Source organism: Micromonospora sp. WMMD712, assembly GCF_029581295.1.
Taxonomy (GTDB): Bacteria; Actinomycetota; Actinomycetes; order Mycobacteriales; family Micromonosporaceae; genus Micromonospora; species Micromonospora carbonacea.
This window is the reverse complement of record NZ_CP120743.1, coordinates 3,169,205-3,191,205: the sequence shown is the minus strand read 5'-3', so window position 1 is coordinate 3,191,205 and position 22,001 is coordinate 3,169,205. Positions and strand designations below refer to the sequence as shown.

Below are 22,001 nucleotides of genomic sequence, written 5' to 3'. Positions count from 1 at the left end.
AGGGGTCAGGAGATGTCCCGCCGCCGCATGGTGAGGGTGCCGATCATGCCGGTCACCACGGCGTACCCGATCAGCACCGCCGCGCCCGCCCAGCGCGGCGGGTTGCCGGGGATCTCGGTGCCGCTGACCATCAGCGACGAGGCCAGCGAGGGCACCAGCACCTGGAGGTTGTTGATCCACTCGCCCCAGCGGGCGGCGAGGATGCTGATCGCGATGGCCGCGCCGATCGAGCCGCCCAGGTAGAGCAGGATGCCGGTCACCGTCGCGCCGATCTGGCTGCGGATCAGCACGCCGATGCCGACGCCCAGCACCGACCAGAGCAGGTACGCCAGCGCGTTGAGCGCCGTCGCCGTCCAGACCGCGCCGTTGCCGAGCTGGGAGCCGAGGTCGACGCTGTTGAGCACCAGCACGCCGAGCACCAGGTTGAGCCCCGTGGTGACCAGCCAGAACAGCATCGCCAGCACGGCCGCCGCGACCAGCTTCGCCGTCATCACCGCCGTGCGGTGCGGCACGGTGAGGAACGTGGTGGTCACCGTCTGGTGGAAGAACTCGCTGGTCACCACGATGATGCCGAGCAGCATCACGATGAGCAGCCCGAAGAACTGCCCGTTGGTGTAGATGTTGGCGGCCAGGCTGTCCACGGACTGCACGGCCGCCACCTGGTCGGCCTGGTCGGCCGGCACGTCGCCGAAGTTGCCGCTGGCCAGCGCGTCGGTCTGCAACCAGTTGATCAGCGCGGTGAGGCCCCACAGCGGCAGCGAGATGAGCGCGAAGACCCACCACGTGTTGGTGGTGCGGATCTTGAGCAGCTCGGATCGGACGAGGTTCATCGGATGCCCGCCTTTCCGGCCGTCAGCTCCAGGAAGACCCGTTCCAGGTCGGGCCGTTCCGGGGTCAGTTCGTGCAGCTCCACACCGGCGGCCAGCGCGGCCTTGCCGATCGCCGGGGCGTCCGCGCCGGTGACCAGCAGCACGCCGTGCTCGCCGGTCTCCACCGTCGCCGACTGCGCGCGCAGCGCCGCGACCAGCTCGTCGGCCTGCGGGGTGCGCACCCGCACCCGGCCGCCGCCCTGCGCCATCGAGCCCAGCACCTGCTCGACCGGCCCCTGCCGGACCAGCTTGCCGGCCGCGATGATCACCACGTCGTCGGCGAGCAGCTGCATCTCCGACAGCAGGTGGCTGGAGACCAGCACCGTGCGGCCCTCGTGGGCCAGGCCCTTGAGGAAGCCGCGCATCCACCGGATGCCCTCGGGGTCGAGCCCGTTCGCCGGCTCGTCGAGGATCAGCACCCGGGGGTCGCCGAGCATCGCGGCGGCGATGCCGAGGCGCTGCTTCATGCCCAGCGAGTAGCCCTTGAACTTGCGCTTCGCCGCCGGGGTGAGCCCCACCAGGGCCAGCGCCTCGTCGGCGCGCGACTTCGGCAGGCCGGCCGCCGCGCAGATCACCCGCAGGTGGTTGATCCCGGTGCGGCCCTTGTGCGCGCTGGACGCCTCCAGCACCGCGCCGACGTGGCGCAGCGGGTCGGTCAGGTCCGCGTAGCGCTGGCCGCCGATGGTCGCCGTGCCGCCCGTCGGGGTGACCAGGTTCAGCAGCATACGCAGCGTGGTGGTCTTGCCGGCGCCGTTCGGGCCGAGGAAGCCGGTGACCCGCCCCGGTTCGACCGTGAACGACAGATTGTCGACCGCCCGGACGTTCTTGTACTGCTTCGTCAGGCCGGACACCACGATCTGACCGCTGCCGGTTATGGGGCTTCGCTGCCCGTCAGACATCTTTCTCCTCCCGTGCACGGCGCGGAGAGCGCGCCGAGATGTGCGGCGCGGTTGCGGACGCGCCGTGGCACAGCCTGGCAAGGCCGCGCAACCAGGTCAATCAGGCGCGACACCTACCTCCGCCTCCACCTCAGGCAGGAGCCGGTCCTCCCCAGGGACGAGAGCGCCCCGCCCGGGGGCCCGGCCCTCCGACCCGCCGGTCACGCCTCCGACAGGGCGATCCAGGCGGCCAGGGCCCGGCCCAGCAGCCGGCCGTCCGGGGCGTACAGGCTGGTCCGGACCACCGCCTTGCGCCCCCACACGCCGTCGGCCACGCCCGTCACCACGCACTCGTCGCCCGGCGTCGGCAGCCCCTCCAGCACGGCGGTCATCCGGCCCAGCACGTACGGCCGGCCCGCGTCGATCACCGCCCAGCCGCCGGGGCAGTCCAGCGCCGCCCATACCGTAGCCGCGTCCACCTCGGCCGGGGCGGTGAACGGCGCGGCGGTCCGCCCGTCGGGCAGGCGGCCCGGGAAGATCCGCAGCCCGTCGGCCCGGCCGGGCCCGCAGACGAAGCAGCCGGGGAACGGGTGGTCCACCAGGCCCGGGTACGCCGCCGACGCGGCCCGCGCCGCGTCGGCGTCCACCGGGGGCACCACCTCCGGAACCTCGTCCACGCCGCGCACCTGGGCGATCAGCCGGCCGTCCGGGTCGTGCACCCCGCCGCCGTCGAGGGTCAGCGGGGTCTCCAGCGGTGGCGGCTGCCGCAACGTCACCTCGACCGTGCCGCCGAGCCCGGACGCGGCGGCGAAGACGCCGGCGCACCAACCGCCGTTGCCCGACCCGGGCGGCCCGTTGAATCTCGCGGGGATGATCACGCGCACCTCCTCCGCGCAGCCTCGCACGCCCGGTTCCGGGCAAGGAAGGGCCCCTTGTTAACGCCTGCGGTAGAGAAGGGTCCCCTTCTCACCGCCCTCCGCCGCCGCCGGGCCGGGCCGGGGAAGTCCGCCCGGTGGCGTTCACCGGATCGACACCGGTCGTCCCCGCCCGCGGCATCCGGGACACCTACACAGAGCTCATGGCTGTTCTGCCCGTCGCTGGCGTTCCCCTGACGACCAGCGGATACACCGTGTCGATCGCCGACGACCCCCGTCAGGTCGCGGCCGCGCAGCGACTGCGCCACGAGGTCTTCGCCACCGAGCTCGGGGCCACCCTGCGCCCCGGTCCGGCCGGCCTGGACGCCGACGACCTCGACCCCTACTGCGACCACCTGATCGTCCGCGAGGAGCACACCGGGGCGGTGGTCGGGACGTACCGGCTGCTGCCGCCCGGCCGGACCCCGCGCCGGTACGCGGAGGCCGAGTTCGACCTCACCGCGCTCGACCCGCTGCGGGACGTCCTGGTGGAGGCCGGTCGGTCCTGCGTCCACCCGGCGCACCGCTCCGGCGCGGTGATCAACCTGATGTGGACCGGCATCACCCGCTACCTGCACCTGCGCGGGTCGCGCTGGCTGGGTGGCTGCGCCTCCGTGCCGGTCGACGACGGCGGGCTGCTCGCCGCCGGCGTCTGGGAGCAGGTCCGGGCCCGGCACCTGGCCCCGCCGCCGCTGCGGGTCCGGCCGCTGCGCCCCTGGCTGGCCGAGCCGCGCGCCGCTGAGCCGCCCGCCGCGGGGCCGCCCGCTGCGGGGCCGCGCGTCGCTGAGCGGCCCGCCGCCGGGTCGCGCGTCGGCGCCGGGCAGGCCGCCGCCGGGCCCGACACCTCCGCCCCGCACGCCGCCGCGACGCCCACCGCCGCCGCGCCCGGCGGTCCGCGCCCGGCCGGGCGGGTCGCGCTGCCGCCGCTGCTGCGCGGATACCTGCGGCTGGGCGCCTGGGTGGCCGGCGAGCCGGCGTACGACCCGGACTTCCGGGTCGCCGACTTCTACGTGGTCTTCTCGCTGGACCGGATGAGCCCTCGCCACCTGCGGCACTTCCTCGGCGACGGGGGCGGGCGGTGACCGCCCGCCACGACCTCTGGCGGCCGGTCTCCGGCTGCGACGCGGACTGCCTGCCCGGCCCGGGGGAGACCCCCACCGTGCCGGTCGCCCGCCGGCTCGGGCGGCTGGCGGCCGTACTCCTGATGCTGGTGGCCGGCGCGGCGCTGGCCGGGCTGCTGCCGGTGCTGCCGGCCCGGGAGCGGCGGGCCGCGCTGCGCGGCTGGGCCCGGGGCGCGGCCCGGGCCTGCGGCGTGCGGCTGGTGGTCCGGGGCCGGCTGCCCCGGCGGCCGTCGCTCGTGGTCGCCAACCACGCGTCGTGGCTGGACGTGCTCGCGCTGCTGGCCGTGGCGCCGGCCCGGGTCCTGGCCAAGCGCGAGGTGCGCCGCTGGCCGCTGGTCGGGCCGCTGGCCGTCGCGGTGGGCACCCTCTTCGTGGACCGCGCGCGCCCCCGGGCGCTGCCCGCCGCCGTGCGCCGGGTCGCCGCCGCGCTGCGGGCCGGTCACCCGGTCGCGGTGTTTCCCGAGGGTACGACGTGGTGCGGCGCGGGTGTGGGCTGCCGGCCGGGCGGCGGGTTCCGTCCCGCCGTGTTCCAGGCGGCGGTCGACGCGGGCGCGCCGGTCGTCCCGGTCCGGATCGGCTACCACCTGGCCGCCGCTGCGCCGGCCCCCGGCCTCCCGGCCGCTCCCGCCGGCGGGCCGACGACCGTCGGCGCGTTCCTCGGCGCGGAGAGCCTCGGCCGGTCGGTCTGGCGGGTCCTGGCGACCCGGGGGCTCACGGTGACGGTGACGGCGACCGCGGCGCTGCACCCCGGGCGGGACGCGGACCGGCGACGGCTCGCCCGGATCGCCGAGTCGGCGGTCCACCTCGTGCCGCCCCGGGTCGCCGCTGCGGCCGTCCCGCCCCGGGCCGCCGTGCCGGTGCCGCCGCTCGCGCCCGGGTCGCCTCGGGTCGCCGGCACGCAGGTCGGCCCGACGTCCCCCGCCGCCGCGCAGGTCGGCCTCGCGGCCTGACACGTCCCCGACACGCGACAGTCTTGTTCAGTCGCGATGTATCGCGTTATTCTGTCGCCGGAGGAGCGCGCCGCCGGGGCGCGCCCGCCGGCGGGAGGATGCCATGCCCAGGTGGACCGTCGACCGCCCCCAGCGGCTCACCCTCGACGAGCCGGTCACCGCCCTGCACGTCCGGCTGGTGACCGGGCGGCTCGCCGTCGTCGGCACGGAGGGACCGGCCCGGGTGGACGTCACCCGGGTCAGCAGCCGGCCCGTGCTCGTCGAGCAGCACGACGGGGTGCTGACCGTCCGGCACGAACGCCGACCGAGGTGGCCCGGGCTGCTCTGGTGGCTCGGCCGACTCGGCCGGCGCTTCCGGGCCGACGTCTCGATCGCCGTGCCCGCCGACGTGCTGGCCGACCTCGGGCTGGTCGACGGCTCGCTGGTCGCCTCGGGCCTGAGCCGGGAGACGCGCGCCGACGTCACGGCGGGCCAGATCGCCCTGATGGGTGTGCGGGGCCGCACCACCGCGAAGACCGTCTCCGGGCCGGTGGAGGCCCTGGGGGTGGCCGGGGACCTGAGCCTGGAGACCGTCTCCGGGGAGGTCGTCCTCGCCGACGGCACCGTCGGCACGGTGCGCGCGCACACCGTCTCCGGCGAGATCACCTGCGACCTGGACGCCCAGCGCGGCGGCGAGATCCGGCTGAGCACCATCTCCGGCCGGATCACCGTCCGGGTCCGCGAGGACAGCGACCTCGACGTCCGCCTGCACACCACCGCCGGCCGGATCACCAGCGGGTTCCCGCAGGTGCGCGACGGAAGTGGGCCCGGCGGCGTGCGGGACAGCGCGGGGATCCTCGGCACCGGCGCGGGTAGGCTCTGGGCGTCCGCGACCTCCGGCAGCATCGCGCTGCTCGCCCGTCCGGTCGACGACGACGCCGAGGAGCTGCCGTGACCACCGTGTTCAGCCACGGGCGGCTCCGGCTCTATCTGCTCAAGCTCCTCGACGACGGCCCGAAGCACGGCTACGAGCTGATCCGGCTGCTGGAGGACCGTTTCCTCGGCCTGTACGCGCCGAGCGCCGGCACGATCTACCCCCGGCTCCAGCGGCTGGAGGCGGAGGGGCGGGTGACCCACACCGCCGCCGGTGGCCGCAAGGTCTACGACATCACCGAGGCGGGCCGGGCCGAGCTGCGCCAGCGGGCCGCCGAGCTGGCCACCCTGGAGTCCGACATCAGCTCCTCGGTGGCCGACCTCTCCGCCCTGGCCGGCGAGATCCGCTCCGAGGTACGCGGGTCGGTGCGCGACCTCAAGCGGGAGCTGCGCGAGGCGACCCGGCGGACGCGCCAGTCCCGCCGTACCCCGTGGGAGGCCGCGTCGCCCCCGGGCCCGGCGCGGTCCGCCGCCCCCGCCGGCTCCTCGCCGCTGCTGGCCGAGCTCGACGACCGGTTGGCCGCGTTCACCGTCGAGGTCGACGCGTTGACGCGGGCGGGCCGGCTCGACGACGTCCAGCTCCGCGCGGCGATCCGGGTCCTCGACGGCGCCCTGGACGGGCTGCGCCGGCTGCTGCGCTAGCCGGCCCGTGACCGGCGGGCAGGCGGCCCGGAGTTCTCAGGGAGTTTCCAGCAACCGCCCAGCGCCGACGCAGCGAGGTCACGGATGATGGTCGGCATGGCCGCTACCCAGACCGAGGCGCGACTGCTCGTCGTCGAGGACGATCCCAACATCCTCGAACTGCTCTCCGCGAGCCTCCGCTTCGCCGGCTTCGACGTGGCCACCGCGACCAGCGGGAGCGCCGCGCTGCACGCCGCCAAGGACCACCGCCCCGACCTGGTGGTCCTCGACGTGATGCTCCCCGACCTCGACGGCTTCGAGGTCATCCGGATGCTCCGCGAGGGCGGCACCCGGACCCCGGTGGTCTTCCTGACGGCCCGGGACGCGACCGACGACAAGATCCGCGGGTTGACCCTGGGCGGCGACGACTACGTCACCAAGCCGTTCAGCCTGGAGGAGCTCACGGCCCGGATCCGCGCCGTGCTGCGCCGCACGGCCAGCGGCGACCAGACGCCCTCCCGGCTCACCTTCGCCGACCTGGAGCTGGACGAGGAGACCCACGAGGTGCACCGGGCCGGGCAGCGCGTGCAGCTCTCGCCCACCGAGTTCAAGCTGCTGCGCTACCTGATGCTCAACGCCAACCGGGTGCTGTCCAAGGCGCAGATCCTCGACCACGTGTGGAACTACGACTTCCGGGGCGACGACAACATCGTCGAGTCCTACATCTCCTACCTGCGGCGCAAGGTCGACAACACCCAGCCCCGGCTGATCCACACTCTGCGCGGCGTGGGATACGTGCTGCGCAAGCCGGCGGCGTGAACGCCGTCGCGCTGGCGAAGGGGCGGCTGCGGAGCGTACCGCTGCGGGTGAAGCTGGTGGCGGCGGTGCTGACGCTGGTCGCCGCGGCCCTGTTGGTGATCAGCTCCCTGACCACCTACTTCCTGCGCAACTACCTGGTCGCCCAGGTCGACGGGGAACTGCGGGCCTCCGTGGAGAGCATCGAGTCCGCCCTGCTCACCGCGCAGGCCGGGCAGCAGGTCACGCAGCCGCTCGTGCCCACCGACTATCTGCTGGTGGCCACCGACCGGCGGACCGGGGCGGTGACGGTCACGCAGTACGATCCACGGCTGCACACCGCCGACCTGCCGGCCTGGCCGTCCGACGCGGAGGGCTTCGCGGCCCGGGTCGGCGAGCTCAAGTCGGTCCCGGCGCGCAACAGCCGGGTGCGCTGGCGGATCATCTACGCCGAGCTGCCGAACGGGCAGATGGTGGCCATCGCGCAGAACCTCACCGACGTCGACCTGGCGGTCAAGCGGCTGGTCTGGATAGACCTGCTGGTCGGCGGGGCGGTGCTGATCCTGCTCGCGTCCATCGGCGCGGCGATCGTGCGGACCAGCCTCAAGCCGCTGGTGGAGATCGAGCGCACCGCCGCCGCCATCGCCGGTGGCGACCTGACCCGGCGGGTGCCCGACCCGGAGGACGGCGAGCCCTGCCCGACCTCGGAGCTGGGGCGGCTGTCCCGGGCCCTGAACACGATGCTGGCCCAGATCGAGGCCGCCTTCACCGCCCGCGCGGCGTCCGAGATCGCCGCCCGCTCGGCCGAGGCCGGCGCGCGGGACGCGGCCGCCGCGGCGCAGGCGTCCGAGGCGCGGGCCCGCCGCTCGGAGGAGCGGATGCGGCAGTTCGTCGCGGACGCCTCGCACGAGCTGCGTACCCCGTTGACCACCATCCGCGGCTTCGCCGAGCTGTACCGGCAGGGCGCGGCGCGGGCCCCGGAGGAGACCGCCGGCCTGCTGCGCCGCATCGAGGACGAGGCCGCCCGGATGGGGCTGCTGGTGGAGGACCTGCTGCTGCTCGCCCGGCTGGACCGGGAGCGGCCCCTCGCCCTCGGCCCGGTGGAGCTGCCGCTGCTGGCCGGCGACGCCGTGCAGGCCGCCCGGGTGGTGGCCCCCGACCGGCGCATCGAGCTGGAGATCGAGCCGGGCTCCGGGCCGCTGGTGGTGCTGGGCGACGACGCCCGGTTGCGGCAGGTGATCGGCAACCTGATGACGAACGCGCTCACCCACACCCCGCCGGACGCCTCGGTGACGCTGCGGCTGCGTACCGAGCCGGGGAACCTGGCGGTGGTGGAGGTGGCCGACACCGGCCCGGGGCTCTCCCCGGAGCAGGCCGAGCGGGTGTTCGAGCGGTTCTACCGGGCCGACGCGGCCCGCACCCGGCGGGCCGGCGGGATGACCAGCACCGGGCTGGGGCTGGCCATCGTGGCGGCGCTGGTCGCCGCGCACCACGGCACCGTCGAGGTCGGCGAGACGCCGGGCGGGGGAGCGACCTTCCGGGTCCGGGTGCCGCTGCTGCCCGACGGCGGCGACGACCCGGGCGAGTGACTTTCAGGGAACTTCCAGGCGGATTCCAGGCTCGTCGCAGTGGCATGGGAGAAGGTGGATGCATGACCGAGTACGAGACCGACCCGCAGCGGCGACCGGCGCCCTCCGACGCCGAGCCGTCGCACCCCACCGCCGAGCTGTCCCGCGTCGAGACCGGGCAGTCCGACTCCCCGGCCGTCGAGCCCGCCGCTCCGGCCGCGCCCGCCGCCCACCCCACCTACCCCGGCCCCGCCGCGCCGGCCGCCGGGCAGCACGCCCCCGCCGGGCCCGCCGCCCCCGTCTCCGGGCCCGTCGCCCCGGGTTCCGGCGCGCAGCCGTACGGCGGCCCGGCCACCCCGTCCGCGCCGCCGTACCCGGTGTCGGGGCAGCCGCAGCCGGCCGGGCCGTACCCCAACAGCCCCTGGCAGCCCCAGCACGCCGGGCAGCACTCCGCCGGGCAGCACTCCGGCTGGGCCGCGGGGGGCCAGCACGGTCCGGCGGCCCCCGGGTACGCCCCGCACGCCGGCGGTCCCGCGTACCCGGGCGGCCCGGTGCCGCCGCAGCACCCCGGCCAGCCGGTGCCGGCGTGGGCGCAGGCCCCGAAGCCGAGCCGGGTGGCCAAGCTGGCGGGCGCCGGGGTGGCGGTGTTCGCGCTGATGCTCGGCTCCGGCGTGGCCGGCGGCGCGCTCGCGCTCGCCGTCGACGGCAACTCGGGCGGGATCACCCGCACCTACTCGGCCGCGCCGGTGCTCAACAGCGCCGACCTGCCGAAGATCGCCGCGTCCGTGCAGGACAGCGTGGTCTCGATCAGCACCGGCAGCGGCGAGGGCTCCGGGGTCATCCTCTCCGAGGACGGCTACGTGCTGACCAACAACCACGTGGTCGCGTCCGCCTCGGGCAAGACCGTCAAGGTGGTCTTCGCCGACGGCAAGACCGCCGACGCGGAGATCGTCGGCACCGACCCGAAGACCGACCTGGCCGTGGTGAAGGCCGGCGGGGTCAGCGGGCTGAAGGCCGCCACGTTGGGCGACAGCGACGCGATGCAGGTCGGCGACCAGGTGCTCGCCCTGGGCAGCCCGCTGGGTCTGCAGGGCTCGGTCACCTCGGGCATCATCAGCGCCCGGGACCGCACCATCCAGGCCGGCGAGAGTCAGCAGCAGGACCCGCGGCAGGGGGTCAGCTCGATCGCCGGGCTGCTCCAGACCGACGCCCCGATCAACCCGGGCAACTCCGGGGGCGCGCTGGTCAACACGCGGGGCGAGGTGATCGGCATCAACACCGCCATCGCCACCTCCGGGCAGAGCACCGGCAACATCGGCGTCGGCTTCGCCATCCCGAGCAACAAGGCCAAGGACGTGGCCGGCAAGCTCCAGCGCGGCGAGAAGGTCAGCCACCCCTCGCTCGGGGTGAGCGTGAGCCCGGCCGAGAACGGCGGCGCGGTGGTCGCGTCCGTCACCCCCGGCAGCGCCGCCGAGAAGGCCGGCATCCGGCAGGGCGACGTGATCACCAAGTTCGGCGACACCGTGATCAACGACTCCGACGACCTGGTGGGCGCGGTCCAGGCCCGCAAGGTCGGCGACCGGGTCGAGGTGCAGTACCAGCGAAATGGATCGGCGGCGACGGCAACCGTGACGCTCGCCGAAACGTCGTAACGACAGCAGACCTACCTCCTCCCGAAGGGCGGTGGGTGGCGGAGCCAAGGGGGTTGGCTTCGTCACCCGCCGCCCTTCGCCCTTCCCGACCCCCCCGGAGCCGTCGCCGGCGCAGGCCGTTCACCCGGACCGGGTGAGTCGCGCTCACCCCCGGCCGTCCGGCTCCGCCCGTGCCGGGCCCGCTCCGTTTGGCCCGACCGGGGCCGGGAAAGCCCGCAGACCACGCGCGCTGGGACCACCGGGGAGGACTCGTGGCCGTGAACCACCTGCCGCTCGACCGCTCGGAGGAACGGCCGCTGCGGATCGCCATGGTGGTCCCGCCGTGGCTGACCGTGCCGCCGCCCGGCTACGGCGGCCTGGAACAGGTCGTCGCCGGCCTGGCGGACGCGCTGGTCGAGCGGGGGCACGCGGTGACCGTCTTCGGGGCGGGCCGGCGGCACGGCACCCGGGCCGGCTACGTCGCCACCTGCGACGAGCTCCAGTACGACCGGCTCGGCGAGGCGCTGCCCGAGCTGGCCCACCTGGCCCACGTCGGCCACCTCGTCTCGCCGGCCGACTTCGACGTCGTGCACGACCACACCACGATCGGCCCGCTGGTCGCCGGCCGGCGGGCGGTGCCCACGGTGGCCACCGTGCACGGCAACCCGGTCGGCGAGTACGGCACCGTGCTCAGCGACACCGACCAGGGGGTCGGCCTGGTCGCCATCTCGCACACCCAGCGGCGGCTGAACCCCGGGCTGCCGTGGGTCGGCACCGTGCACAACGCGCTCGACGTCGCCGACGTGCCGCACAAGACCGCCCCGGGGCGTGGCCCGGTGCTCTGGCTGGCCCGGTTCAGCCCCGACAAGGGGCCGGACGTGGCGATCGGGGCCTGCCGGGCGGCGGGCCTGCCGCTGGTCCTCGCCGGCAAGTGCAACGAGCCCGCCGAGCGTCGCTACTACGAGCAGGTGGTGGAGCCGATGCTCGACGACGACGTGACAGTGGTGTTCAACGCCGACCGGGCGGCCGCGCTGCGGATGCTCGTCGACGCCCGCTGCCTGATCATGCCGATCCAGTGGGAGGAGCCGTTCGGGATGGTGATCCTGGAGGCGATGGCGACGGGCACGCCCGTGGTGGCGCTGCGCCGGGGCGCCGTGCCGGAGCTGGTCCGCCCCGGCGTCACCGGGCTGGTCTGCGACCGCCCCGACGACCTGCCCGGCGCGCTGCGGCAGGTCGACCGGCTGGACCCGGCCGACTGCGTGGCGCACGTCGCGGAGAACTTCTCCACGGCCCGGATGGCGCAGGGCTACGAGGCGGTCTACCGCGACTTCCTGCACGGGTTCGCGCCCGCCCCGCCGAGCCGGCCGATTCCGGTGCCGGCCCGCTGACCGTCGCGCCGGCCGGGACGGGTCACAGGCGCGCCGCCCCGAGCCGCTGGAACGCGGTGTCGAGCTGGCGGGCGTACGCGGGGGTGATGCTGCCCTCGCGCTGCCGCTCGGCGACCTTGTCGCGGGCCCGCTGCACGGCGGCGGCCAGGTCGCTCGGGCCGGTGGCCTCGACGGCGTGGCCGAGCAGGTTGCGGATGTCGGTGCCGACGTCGACGCGGATCCCGCCGTCGTCCACCCCCGTGTCGATGAGCTGCCCGATGTCGCTGGCCACCTCGGTCACGCTGCCGCCGGCCGGGGCGGGCGGCGTGGTCGTCGGCGCGGCCGAGGGGGTGGCCCGGGGCCGGGCGGGCGGCCGGGTCGTGGTCGGCGGCGCGCTCGGCGACCGGGTCGGCGCCGTCCCCAGCGACTCCCCGGCGGGCGACTCCGTGGGCAGCGCCCGGGGCATCGGGTCGGGCTGCTCGTCGGGCCTGGGCCACAGGAGCGCCCCCGCCGCCGCCACCGCGGCCCCCGCCGCCACCACGGGCACCGCCCAGCGACGCCGGGACCGGCCCTGCGATGCGGCCCCGGCGGGCTGCGGGGACGACGCGGGGCCGGGCGTGCCACCCGCCGGGGCCGCCCCGGGGGGCGCGGCCGGCGGCGGGGGAGCCGACGTCGGGGCGGGCGGACCGGCCGGGGCCGGCGGCGCGGCGGGCGGGGCGACGATCGACGGCAGGGTCATCGTCGGGGCGAGCATGGTGGCGGCCTGCGGGTCGGCCGGCAGGAGCTGGTCGCGCAGCGCGAGGGCCACCTGGTGCGCGGTGGGCCGGTCCCGTGGCTGCCGGGACAGGCAGCGCAGACAGATCCGGACCACCTCGGGCGGCAGGCCCGGCACCTCCAGCGGCGGGGGCTCGTCGCCGCCGGCCAGGGCCGCGCCGAGCTGCTCCCAGGTGTCCGCCGGGTACGGCACCTGCCCGGTCAGGGTCTCGTAGAGCAGCACGCCGAGCGAGTAGATGTCGGTGGCCGGCTGCGCCGGGGCCCCGTCCAGCCGCTCCGGCGCGACGTACGCGGGCGTGCCGAAGGTGCCGCCGTCCTCGTCCTCGTCCGGTGCGCCGACGTGGGTGGCGATGCCGAAGTCGAGGACCTTCGCGCCGACCGGGGTCATCATCACGTTGGCCGGGGTGATGTCCCGGTGCACGATGCCGAGCCGGTGCGCGGCGGCGAGCGCCTCGGCCACCTGGGCGCCGATCTCCACCGCCTCCGGCCAGGGCAGCGGGCCCTCGGTCAGCCGGTATTCCAGCTCCTCCCCGGCGAGCAGCTCCATCACCACGAACGAGGTGATGCTGCCGTCCGGGGCGAGCGTCTCGCCGTAGTCGTGCACCGACGTCACGTGCGGGTGGACGAGCTGCGCGGCGGATCGGGCCTCCTCGCGGACCATGTCGCGGAACCGGGCGTCCGCCGCGAGCGAGGGCGCGAGCACCTTCAGGGCGACCGTGCGGTCGAGAACCTCGTCGCGGGCCCGCCAGATGACCGACATGCCACCCGCGCCGATCTGGTCGATGAGTCGGTACCTGCGGGCCAGCAGCCTGCCGGCGTGCAGTGTTGCCATGACGGATCGCACCTGCCTGAGGTCGGGGCGGTATCAGGTTGCGCGAATGTGTCCGGCCTGTCAACGCCCGTCCGGTCTCACCCGACCGGCGCGTGGACGGGCGCGCCCGGGCACCGGACGGCCGGCGTGACCCCGCGTGCCAGGATGAACGGCATGGTCAGCGGTCCGGTGGCGTTCGTGCTCGGCGGCGGGGGAGTCCTCGGCGCGGTCGAGGTGGGCATGCTGCGCGCCCTGTTCCGCGCCGACGTCCGCCCGGACCTGGTGCTCGGCACCTCGATCGGGGCGGTCAACGGGGCGCTCGTCGCGGCCGATCCGACCGAGGCGGTCACCGACCGGCTGGTCCGGCTCTGGGCGTCCCCCGAGGCCAGCGAGGTGTACGGCGACTCCGTCGCCCGGCAGCTGCGCCGCTTCGCCGCCCGCACCCACCTGCACTCGCCCCGGCCGCTGCGCCGGCTGCTGGAGGCCGAGCTGGGCGAGGAGACCACCTTCGCCGACCTGCGGGTGCCGTTCCGCTGCTGCGCGGCGCACATCGAGCGGGCCGCCGAGCACTGGTTCGACGCCGGCCCGCTGGTGCCGGCGGTGCTCGCCTCCGCCTCCGTGCCGGGGCTGCTGCCGCCCACCGAGATCGACGGGCAGCACTTCATCGACGGCGGGATCGTCAACTCCATCCCGATCGGCGCGGCGGTCGAGGCCGGGGCGCGGGAGGTCTTCGTGCTCCAGGTGGGCCGCATCGAGCGGGAGCTGACGCCGCCCCGGCGGCCCTGGGAGATCGCCCAGGTGGCGTTCGAGATCGCCCGCCGGCACCGGTTCTCCCGGGAGATGGCGGCGCTGCCCGACGGGGTGCGGGTGCACGTGCTGCCCACCGGGGGGCCGGGGCCGCGTGAGGACAGCCCGTGGGCGTACCGGGACATGGCGGCGGTGGGGCGGCGGATCAGCCGCGCGTACACGGCCTCCCGCCGCTACCTGGCCACCCACCTGGACCGCTGATGCCGCTGCCGCCCCGATGGGTCCGCCGGTTGCTGCTGGCGCCCGGTGTGGTGCTGCTCGCCGTGGCCGTGGTGACCAGCCTGCCGGTCTGGGCGTTCGCCGCCCTGGCGCTGTCCCCGCTGGTCCCCGGCCGGCTACGGCCGCTGCGCCTGCTCTGGATCGGCTGCGTCTACCTGGTCTGGGACGCGGCGGCGCTGTTGGCCCTGTTCGTGCTCTGGGTGGCCTCCGGCTTCGGGGTGTGGAAGCGGACGCCGCCGTTCCAGCGGGCGCACTACGTGCTCGCCGGTCACTTCCTCCAGGTGTTCTTCTGGCAGGCCCGGTGGACGCTGCGGCTGCGCATCGACGTGGTCGGCACCGACCCCGACACGGCGCTGCCCGGCCGCCCGGAGCTGGTGCTCTGCCGGCACGCCGGGCCGGGCGACTCGTTCATCCTGATCCACGCGCTGGTCAACTGGTTCCACCGGGAGCCCCGGATCGTGCTCAAGGAGAGCCTCCAGTGGGACCCGGCGATCGACGTGCTGCTCAACCGGCTGCCCAACCGGTTCCTCGCCCCGGCCTCCGACCGGCGCGAGCCGGTGACCGAGCAGATCGGCCACCTGGCGACCGGCCTCGACGACGACGACGCCTTCGTGATCTTCCCCGAGGGGGGCAACTTCACCCCGCGCCGCCGGCTGCGGGCCATCGCCCGGCTGCGGTCGCGCGGCCTGGAGCAGATGGCGCTGCGGGCGGAGCGGATGCGGCACGTGCTCGCCCCGCAGCCGGGCGGGCTGCTCGCCGCGCTGGACGCCGCCCCCGACGCCGGGGTGATCTTCGTGGCGCACACCGGCCTCGACCGGATGCTCACCGTCGCCGACGTGTGGCGCGAGCTGCCGATGGACAAGCGGATCATCATGCGGTTCTGGTCGGTGCCCCCGGAGGAGATCCCCGCCGGCCGCCAGGAGCGCGTTGACTGGCTGTTCGACTGGTGGTCACGCATCGACGAATGGATCGCGGCGCACCACGACGGGGACGTCGACGACGCGTAGGGTGCGCTCGTGGAGCAGATCAGCGTGGTGACGACCGTGGTGGACAGCCGCTCGGTCGCGGACGTGCTCGCGGCGGCCGCGGTCGCCGGTCGGCTGGCCGCCTGCGCGCAGGTGGGCGGCCAGGTGGACAGCACCTACTGGTGGCGGTCCGCGGTGGAGACGACCACCGAGTGGTCGGTGCTGTTCAAGACCGCCCCGGACCGGGTTCCGGCGCTGGTCGACCACATCCGCCTCAGCCATCCGTACGAAGTTCCGGAGGTCCTGGTGACCCGGGTGGACAGCGGCAACCCCGACTACACGGCCTGGGTGCACGAGCAGACCCGGCCCTGAGTACGCGCACTCTGGGTGGGTCTTGACCAGGGCACCATGATGGCCGGGTGGAAACGAGTGGCTACCCCTGCCCGGCGTGCGGCGCCCCGGCCGACCTGAGCGTCGGCTGCCGGCGCTGCGGGCGGGCACCCGACCCGACCGCCGCAGAGGTGATCCGGCTCGACCGGGAGATCGTCGTGCTCTCCGGGCAGGCGGAGCAGGCCCGGCGGGCGTACCTCGACCTGGTCGGGTCGGTGCGGTCGGCGCAGGCCCGCCGGGCGGACCTGGCGGCCCGGGTCCGCGCGGCGACCCCGGTCGGCGCCCTGCGCCCGGCCGGGCCGGCTGCCGTGCCGCCGCCCCCCGTCGCGCCGGCCCCCGTGCCGGCGGCCGGGCCTCAGGTGCGGCTGCCCGGCCCCGCGTCGCCGGTGTCCGGCGGACAGGTGCGGCCGCCGGGCCCCGCGGTGCGGCTGCCCGGCCCGGTGCCGGCCGCGCCGGTCGGGCCGGTGCCGCCGCAGCGGCCGGCGTCGGTCGGCGGGGCGGAGACCTCCACCCGCACGGTGCAGGGGCTGCTCTTCGTGCTCGGCGGCCTGCTGCTCGGCACGGCGGCGGTGGTCTTCACGGCGGTCGCCTGGGCCACGGTGGGCGTCGCCGGCCGGGCGCTGATCCTGCTCGCGTTCACCGCGCTCGCCCTGGCCGTGCCGCCGATCGCGGCGCGGCGCGGGCTGCGCGGCACGGCGGAGACGTTCGCCGCCGTGGGGCTGCTGCTGGTGGTGCTCGACGGGTACGCCGCCTGGTCGGTGGACCTGTTCGGGGTGGCCGGCTGGCCCGGTGCCCGCTACGCCGCGCTGGTCGGGGGGGCCAGCGCGGCGCTGGCGGCGGGCTACGGACGGCTGACCCGGCTGACGGTGCCGTGGTTCGCGGCGCTGTGCACCGTGCAGCCGGTGCTGCCGCTGCTGGCCGGCCCGGCCCACCCGTCGGCGGCCGGCTGGACGGTGGTGTTCGTCGGCGTCGCGGCGCTGAACCTCGCCGTGGTCGCCGCCCTGCGCGACCGTGCCCCGGTCTCGACGCCGGCCCCCGCCCCGATAGCGGCCCCGGTTCCGCCGGGGGCACCGGTCCAGCCGGCGGCGGTGTCGGCGACAGCGCCGGTCGGGGGAGCGCCGGTCGGGGCGGGGGCCGCCGGGGGGTCGGCCCCCGCCGCCGGCCGGGTGCTGGCCTGGCTCGGCTACGGCGGCGCGCTCCTCGTCGCGGCCGGCTGTGCGCTGGTGCCGCTCGCCGTGGGCCGGGCCGCCGGGTCGCCGCTGCTGGCCGGCGGGCCCCTGCTCCTGGTCAGCCTGGCCCTGCTCGGCGCGGCGCTGGTCGCCGGTGGCCGGCTGTTCCGGGTCGCCGCGGCCGGGGCGCTGGTCCCGGTGCTCGGCCTGGCGCTGCTGCGGCCGGTGGCGGAGCTGCGCCCGGGGCTGCTGACGGTGGCCACGGCGCTCGTCGCGCTGGCGCTGGCCGGGGCGGTCCGGGCGCTGCCCGGCCGGGTCGGTGCCGGGCCGAGGGCCGGGGCCCTGGTGGTCGCGGCCGGGGCGGCGCAGGTCGGTGCCGTGCTCGCCGTGGTGCTGGGTGCGGTCGCGGTGGGTCGGGTGCTGCCGCCCTGGTCGGGCGTCGCCGTCGGCCCGCACCTGCCCTGGGGGTGGCAGGTCCCGGTCGCCGTGGCGGCGGCGGCCCTCGCCCTGGCGGTGCTGCTGCCCCGGGTGGCGTGGCCGGTGATCGGGGTGGCCGCCGTCGCGTTCGCCACCCTCGGCGTGTCGGGCGTCGGGCCGGTGCCGTGGCCGGTGGTGCCGGCTGCCGGCCTGGTCGTCGGCGCGGGGCTGCTGCTGTTCGCCGTCACCCGGGCCCGGCCCTGGTGGGGCGTGCTGGCGGCGGCGGTCGCCGGCGCGGCGCTGGTCGGGCACGCGCTCCTGGTCGGCCTGGCCTACCCGGCCGGGGAGGCGGCGTTGCTCGGCGCGGTCGTGCCGCTCGGGGCGGCCGTCGCCGCCGTGGGCCGGCGGGCCGGCGGCGTCCGGCGGGGCGTCGCGGGGGTCGCCCTGGCCGCCGCGCTGCTGGCGGTGCCGGCGGCGGTCACCGTCGCGCTCTTCGCCGTCGGGGTGCCGCCCTGGTGGCAGGCGCGGGCCGCCCTCGCCGCCGTCGGGCTGCCGTTGGTCGCGCTGGTCGCCGTCCGCCGCCGGTGGCCCGAGCTGACCGGGTACGCCTCCGTCGCCTTCGCCGCCGGGTCCGTGCTGGTGGCGCTGGCCCCCCTGGTCGTACCGGTCGACGAGCCGGTGGCGCTCTACGCCGCCGTGGCGGTCCTGCTGACCGTGCTCGCCGGGCCGGGCACCCGGCCTGCGGGAGCGCCGCTGGTCAGCGGCCTCGGGCTGCTCGCGGTGGCGCTGTCCGCCTCCGCCGGGGTGCTCGCGCGGGTGCTCGTCGCCCCGTACGGCGAGGTGGCCGCGCCGTGGTCGGGCGCGCCCACCGGCGGCCCGGTCCCGGGGGCCACCCCGGCCGGCGTGGCCCTGCTCGTGCTGACCCTGGCCGCCGCGCTGGCGGGCCGCGCGCCCGGCCGGGCGACGGTCGATCCGGCCGGCGGGCCGCCGCCCCGGGTGGCGGGGCCGGGCGACGCGGTGCTGTTCGCGCTGCCGTTCGCCGCGGCGGCGACGCCGGTGCTGCACGCCGCCGCCGGTGCGCCGTGGCCGGTGGTGCCGGCGGTCCTGCTGGGGATCGGGGTGGCCGCTTTGCTGGCTGCCGCGCTGGCCCGGCCCCGGCCGCTGCTCGTCGCGGTCACCGTGCCGGTGGGGCTGGTGGCCACGGTGGCCGGGCTGGTCGGGCTGCTCGCCACCCGGGCCGGCACGCTCACCGGCCTCGGGACGCTGGTGGTCGCCGCCGTGGTGGCCGCCGTCGCGGGCCGCACGGGCGTGGCCCGGCTGGCCGGTGCCCTGGTGGCGGTCGGTTCGGCGACCGGGTTCGCGGTCACCGCCGCGCGGGCGGCGGGCCTGCCGCTGCGCGGGGCCTCCTTCGCCGTCCTGGCGGTGGCGGTGCTGGTCCTGGCCGCCGCCGCCCTGCCGGCCGCCGACCGGCTGCGGGGCCGGGTGCTCGACGTGGCCGCCCAGGCCGTCGCCCTGCTGGCGGTGCTGCTCGCCGTCGGGTCGCCCCGTTACGCCGCCGCGGTCTGCGTGCTCTGGGGGGCCGCCGTGGGGCTGCGGCTGCTGCGCCGGGGCGAGCCGGTGGGCTGGCGCTGGGCGTTCGCGGGCGTCGCCGGGGGCAGCGAACTGCTCGGCGCCTGGCTGCTGCTGGCCGCGGGCGGGGTGGTGCTGCTGGAGGCGTACACCCTGCCGGCGGCGGGGCTGGCCCTGGCGGCGGGCGCGGTGGCGCTGCGCACCCGGCCGGGCCTGAACAGCTGGCTCGCGCTGGGCCCGGGGCTGGTCGCCGCGCTGCTGCCCAGCGGGGTGTCGGTGCTGTTCGCGCCCGACCCACAGCCCTGGCGGCGGCTGCTGCTCGGGGCCGGCGCGCTGGCCGTGGTGCTGGCCGGCGCGGCCCGCCGATGGCAGGCCCCGGTGCTGCTCGGCGGGGTCACCCTCGTCCTGCTCGCGCTGCACGAGCTGGCCCGCGGTTGGGACCTGCTGCCCCGGTGGATCTTCCTGGCGGTCGGCGGGCTGGCGCTGATCGGCCTGGCCGCGACCTACGAGCGGCGTCGCCGCGACCTGGCCCGGTTCCGGGCGGCGGTGGGACGGATGAGCTGACGGCGGGGCCGGCGGGGGTGGGGAGCACCCCACCCCGGATGCGGGTGCTGCCCGGATTACCCAGAGCTACCGTTGCCGCGAGACTCGACATCAGGGCCCGCCGTCCGGCGCAGCCCGGGTGTCGAGATGCGGGGAGCTCCCATCATGCTTGCAGCGACAGCGGACCCGCCGGCGCGGCGGGGCAGCGACTACGCACGACTGTCCAGACGGATCAACGAGGCGGGCCTGCTCGACCGCCGGCCCGCCGGGTACGCCGCCCGGATCGTCCTGACGCTGGCCGCCTTCGTCGCCGGCTGGGTGGCGGTGCCGCTGGTCGGCGACTCTTGGTGGCAGCTCGCGGTGGCGGCCGGCCTGGCCGTGGCGACCACCCAGGTGGCGTTCCTCGGGCACGACGCCGGCCACCGGCAGATGTTCCGCCGCCGGGGCCCGAGCGAGGTGGCCGGGTTGCTCGCCGGCAACCTCGCGGTCGGCCTCAGCTACGGCTGGTGGGTCGACAAGCACAACCGGCACCACGCCAACCCCAACCACCACGACGAGGACCCGGACGTCGGGGCCGGGGCGCTGGTCTGGTCGTACGAGCAGGCCGCCGCGACCCGGGGCATCGGCCGGCGGCTGGCCCGGCGGCAGGCGTGGCTGTTCTTCCCGATGCTGCTGCTGGAGGGGCTGGCCCTGCACGTGGCGAGCGTGCGGGCGCTGCTGGGGCGCACGCCCGACGGCCGGTACGCCACCCCGGTGCGGCACCGGGCCGTCGAGGGGCTGTTGCTCGCGCTGCACGCGGCCGGCTACCTCGGCCTGCTGTTCGCGGTGCTGCCGCCGGGGAAGGTGCTGGCGTTCGTCGCCGTGCACCAGGGGCTGTGGGGGCTCTACATGGGGTGCGCGTTCGCCCCGAACCACAAGGGCATGCCGATGCCGAGAGCCGGCGAGGAGCTGGACTTCCTGCGCAAGCAGGTGCTCACCTCGCGCAACGTGCGGGGCGGCCGGTTCGTCGACGTCGCGCTGGGCGGGCTCAACTACCAGATCGAGCACCACCTGTTTCCGAACATGCCCCGGGGCAACCTGCGCCGGGCCCGGCCGATCGTGCGGGCGTTCTGCGCCGAGCACGGGGTGCCGTACGTCGAGACCGGGCTGGTCGAGTCGTACCGGCAGGCGCTGGCCCACCTGCACGAGGTGGGCCGCCCGCTGCGGGGCTGAGCCGCCCGGTCGGCCCTGGCAGGTAGGGTCTGGCCATGGCAGACGTGCTCACCGCGGAGGCGGTGCGAGACGGGCTGGGCGGGCTGGCCGGCTGGACGGGGGATCCCACCGGGATCGGTCGCACCGTCGAGCTGGCGAGCTTCCCGGCGGCCGTCGCGGTGGTCGACCGGGTCGCCGAGGTGGCCGAGGAGCTCGACCACCATCCCGACATCGACATCCGGTGGCGGACCCTCACCTTCCGCTGCGTCACCCACTCGGCCGGCGGGGTGACCCACCGGGACCTGGAGCTGGCGCGGCGCATCGACGACATCGTCCGGAGTGCCCGATGAGATTCGAGATCAGCAAGGTGCTCGACGCCATCGAGGGGCGGGTCTGCACCGACCCGTCGCTGGCGCGGGCCGTCCTCGACCTGGCCGAGGTGATCCGCTACCAGGACCTCGACGGCGGCCGTCCGGCGAACCTGCTCCGGCTCGGCATGGTGATCGACGCGCTCGCCCGCGACCTGGAGGAGGACAGCGTCCCGGTGTACGCGATCGTGCACCGCGCCCTGCTCTCCGACCCCGACCTCACCTCCAACGAGCGGATGGTGGTGCGCCGTTGGGCCGACGACGGCCTGGTGGAGGTGCTCGACCACCCGGGCGACCGGATGCTGGAGGTCGCCGACCTGCTGGGGCTGCCGGTGCTCAGCCGGGCCCGCTTCGACGGCCTGCGCGGCCGGTTCCCGTGGACCGTCGAGCAGCCCGGCCGGGTGCTCGCCCCGGTGCCCGGCGCGGGCGGGCCGGTGTTCATCGCCCACGTCGGCGGCGGCAACGTGCCGGTCGCCGGCACGCGCTCGGCGACGGGGGAGAAGCTGCTCGCCCGGCAGTGGCGCTGCCCGGAGCCGGGCTGCGCGCTGTTCGGCGGCGGGGGCGGCGGCGCGTTCGCCGACCTGGCCCGGGTCGAGCGGGCCCCGGCCGGGCAGCCGCCACCCGCCCTGCGCGGCGGCGTGCCGACCTGCCCCCGGCACGGCGCGCGGCTCGGCGACGCCGGGCCCCGGCCCCGCACGGAGGTGCTGGCCGTACGCATCGGCGGGCTGATCCGCCGCCGGTTCGTGCTCACCGAGGAGCAGCCGGTGCTGGTCGGGCGCGCGCCGGAGGAGCGGGGCGGGATCGTGCTCGGCCAGTGGCTCAACGACGAGGCGCGGCGCTGGATCAGCCGCGGCCACGTCCGCTTCGAGCTCCGCGTCGGCGAGGTGATCGTGACCGACGTGAGCACCAACGGGTCGGGGGTGCGCCCCGGCGGCTCGATGGCGGAGGCGGACCGGATCGCGCTCAAGCCGCAGCAGTCGCGGGTGCTGTCCGCCGGCGACATGGTCGAGCTCTATCCGGGGGTGCAGGTCGGTCGCGCCGACGAGCTGCCCTCGGGCGCGCCGTTCACCCCGACCTCGGTGATGGCCGAGGCCCCGACCATGGCGATGCGCCTGCCCCGGCCGTGAGCCGGGCGCGTCGCGGGGGCGTGGG

19 protein-coding genes are annotated in these 22,001 nt (G+C 76.6%); 15 read left to right on the top strand and 4 right to left on the bottom strand.

What is annotated here, in order from left to right:
* Positions 1 to 5 precede the first annotated feature (5 nt).
* The 3 genes from O7633_RS13525 to O7633_RS13515 all read right to left on the bottom strand — a co-directional run bounded on the left by O7633_RS13525 (position 6) and on the right by O7633_RS13515 (position 2,625).
* Positions 6 to 830 carry an ABC transporter permease gene (locus tag O7633_RS13525; RefSeq protein ID WP_074472710.1) on the bottom strand — a complete coding sequence of 275 codons (825 nt, stop codon included), beginning with the start codon at positions 828 to 830 and terminating at the stop codon, positions 6 to 8.
* Positions 827 to 1,768, bottom strand: coding sequence for an ATP-binding cassette domain-containing protein (locus tag O7633_RS13520; protein ID WP_278129184.1), 942 nt, complete (start codon positions 1,766 to 1,768; stop codon positions 827 to 829). The genes O7633_RS13525 and O7633_RS13520 overlap by 4 nt, the downstream gene beginning before the upstream one ends.
* Positions 1,769 to 1,968: 200 nt before the next feature.
* The gene (locus tag O7633_RS13515; protein WP_282328076.1) at positions 1,969 to 2,625 is read right to left on the bottom strand and encodes a hypothetical protein; all 657 of its coding nucleotides are present in this window, start codon (positions 2,623 to 2,625) and stop codon (positions 1,969 to 1,971) included.
* Between the two features lie 200 nt (positions 2,626 to 2,825).
* Here O7633_RS13515 and O7633_RS13510 point away from each other — a divergent pair, with 200 nt between their 5' ends.
* The 8 genes from O7633_RS13510 to O7633_RS13475 all read left to right on the top strand — a co-directional run bounded on the left by O7633_RS13510 (position 2,826) and on the right by O7633_RS13475 (position 11,647).
* Positions 2,826 to 3,743, top strand: a complete 918-nt coding sequence (locus O7633_RS13510) for a GNAT family N-acyltransferase (protein ID WP_282328075.1) — start codon at positions 2,826 to 2,828, stop codon at positions 3,741 to 3,743.
* Positions 3,740 to 4,732 (top strand): lysophospholipid acyltransferase family protein, encoded by a 993-nt coding sequence (locus O7633_RS13505; RefSeq protein WP_282328074.1) that lies wholly within the window; start codon positions 3,740 to 3,742, stop codon positions 4,730 to 4,732. Before O7633_RS13510 ends, O7633_RS13505 begins: the two co-directional genes overlap by 4 nt.
* Before the next feature lie 103 nt (positions 4,733 to 4,835).
* Entirely contained in the window at positions 4,836 to 5,666 is an 831-nt protein-coding gene (locus O7633_RS13500) for a DUF4097 family beta strand repeat-containing protein (protein ID WP_282328073.1), read from the top strand.
* Entirely contained in the window at positions 5,663 to 6,286 is a 624-nt protein-coding gene (locus O7633_RS13495) for a PadR family transcriptional regulator (protein ID WP_074472715.1), read from the top strand. The genes O7633_RS13500 and O7633_RS13495 overlap by 4 nt, the downstream gene beginning before the upstream one ends.
* A 96-nt stretch (positions 6,287 to 6,382) precedes the next feature.
* A complete protein-coding gene (locus O7633_RS13490) occupies positions 6,383 to 7,084 on the top strand; it encodes a response regulator transcription factor (protein ID WP_043966583.1) in 702 nt (233 codons plus the stop codon).
* Positions 7,081 to 8,649: a HAMP domain-containing sensor histidine kinase gene (locus tag O7633_RS13485; protein WP_282328072.1), complete on the top strand. Its 1,569-nt coding sequence runs from the start codon at positions 7,081 to 7,083 to the stop codon at positions 8,647 to 8,649. The genes O7633_RS13490 and O7633_RS13485 overlap by 4 nt, the downstream gene beginning before the upstream one ends.
* Before the next feature lie 62 nt (positions 8,650 to 8,711).
* Entirely contained in the window at positions 8,712 to 10,280 is a 1,569-nt protein-coding gene (locus tag O7633_RS13480; RefSeq protein WP_282328071.1) for a trypsin-like peptidase domain-containing protein, read from the top strand.
* Between the two features lie 308 nt (positions 10,281 to 10,588).
* Positions 10,589 to 11,647, top strand: coding sequence for a glycosyltransferase family 4 protein (locus O7633_RS13475; protein WP_282328552.1), 1,059 nt, complete (start codon positions 10,589 to 10,591; stop codon positions 11,645 to 11,647).
* Between the two features lie 22 nt (positions 11,648 to 11,669).
* On the opposite strand, the gene O7633_RS13470 is transcribed toward O7633_RS13475, so the two are convergent.
* Positions 11,670 to 13,232: a serine/threonine-protein kinase gene (locus O7633_RS13470; protein ID WP_282328070.1), complete on the bottom strand. Its 1,563-nt coding sequence runs from the start codon at positions 13,230 to 13,232 to the stop codon at positions 11,670 to 11,672.
* A 153-nt stretch (positions 13,233 to 13,385) separates the two neighbouring features.
* Between O7633_RS13470 and O7633_RS13465 the strand changes: the two genes are divergently transcribed.
* The 7 genes from O7633_RS13465 to O7633_RS13435 all read left to right on the top strand — a co-directional run bounded on the left by O7633_RS13465 (position 13,386) and on the right by O7633_RS13435 (position 21,976).
* The gene (locus O7633_RS13465) at positions 13,386 to 14,219 is read left to right on the top strand and encodes a patatin-like phospholipase family protein (RefSeq protein ID WP_278129165.1); all 834 of its coding nucleotides are present in this window, start codon (positions 13,386 to 13,388) and stop codon (positions 14,217 to 14,219) included.
* Entirely contained in the window at positions 14,219 to 15,244 is a 1,026-nt protein-coding gene (locus O7633_RS13460) for a 1-acyl-sn-glycerol-3-phosphate acyltransferase (protein WP_282328069.1), read from the top strand. The genes O7633_RS13465 and O7633_RS13460 overlap by 1 nt, the downstream gene beginning before the upstream one ends.
* A gap of 9 nt (positions 15,245 to 15,253) precedes the next feature.
* The gene (gene cutA / locus O7633_RS13455) at positions 15,254 to 15,574 is read left to right on the top strand and encodes a divalent-cation tolerance protein CutA (protein ID WP_074472721.1); all 321 of its coding nucleotides are present in this window, start codon (positions 15,254 to 15,256) and stop codon (positions 15,572 to 15,574) included.
* Between the two features lie 47 nt (positions 15,575 to 15,621).
* Entirely contained in the window at positions 15,622 to 19,311 is a 3,690-nt protein-coding gene (locus tag O7633_RS13450) for a hypothetical protein (RefSeq protein WP_282328068.1), read from the top strand.
* Positions 19,312 to 19,455: 144 nt separating this feature from the next.
* The gene (locus O7633_RS13445; protein WP_282328067.1) at positions 19,456 to 20,502 is read left to right on the top strand and encodes an acyl-CoA desaturase; all 1,047 of its coding nucleotides are present in this window, start codon (positions 19,456 to 19,458) and stop codon (positions 20,500 to 20,502) included.
* Between the two features lie 35 nt (positions 20,503 to 20,537).
* Entirely contained in the window at positions 20,538 to 20,831 is a 294-nt protein-coding gene (locus tag O7633_RS13440) for a 4a-hydroxytetrahydrobiopterin dehydratase (RefSeq protein WP_074472724.1), read from the top strand.
* Entirely contained in the window at positions 20,828 to 21,976 is a 1,149-nt protein-coding gene (locus tag O7633_RS13435) for an FHA domain-containing protein (RefSeq protein ID WP_282328066.1), read from the top strand. The genes O7633_RS13440 and O7633_RS13435 overlap by 4 nt, the downstream gene beginning before the upstream one ends.
* Positions 21,977 to 22,001 lie beyond the last annotated feature (25 nt).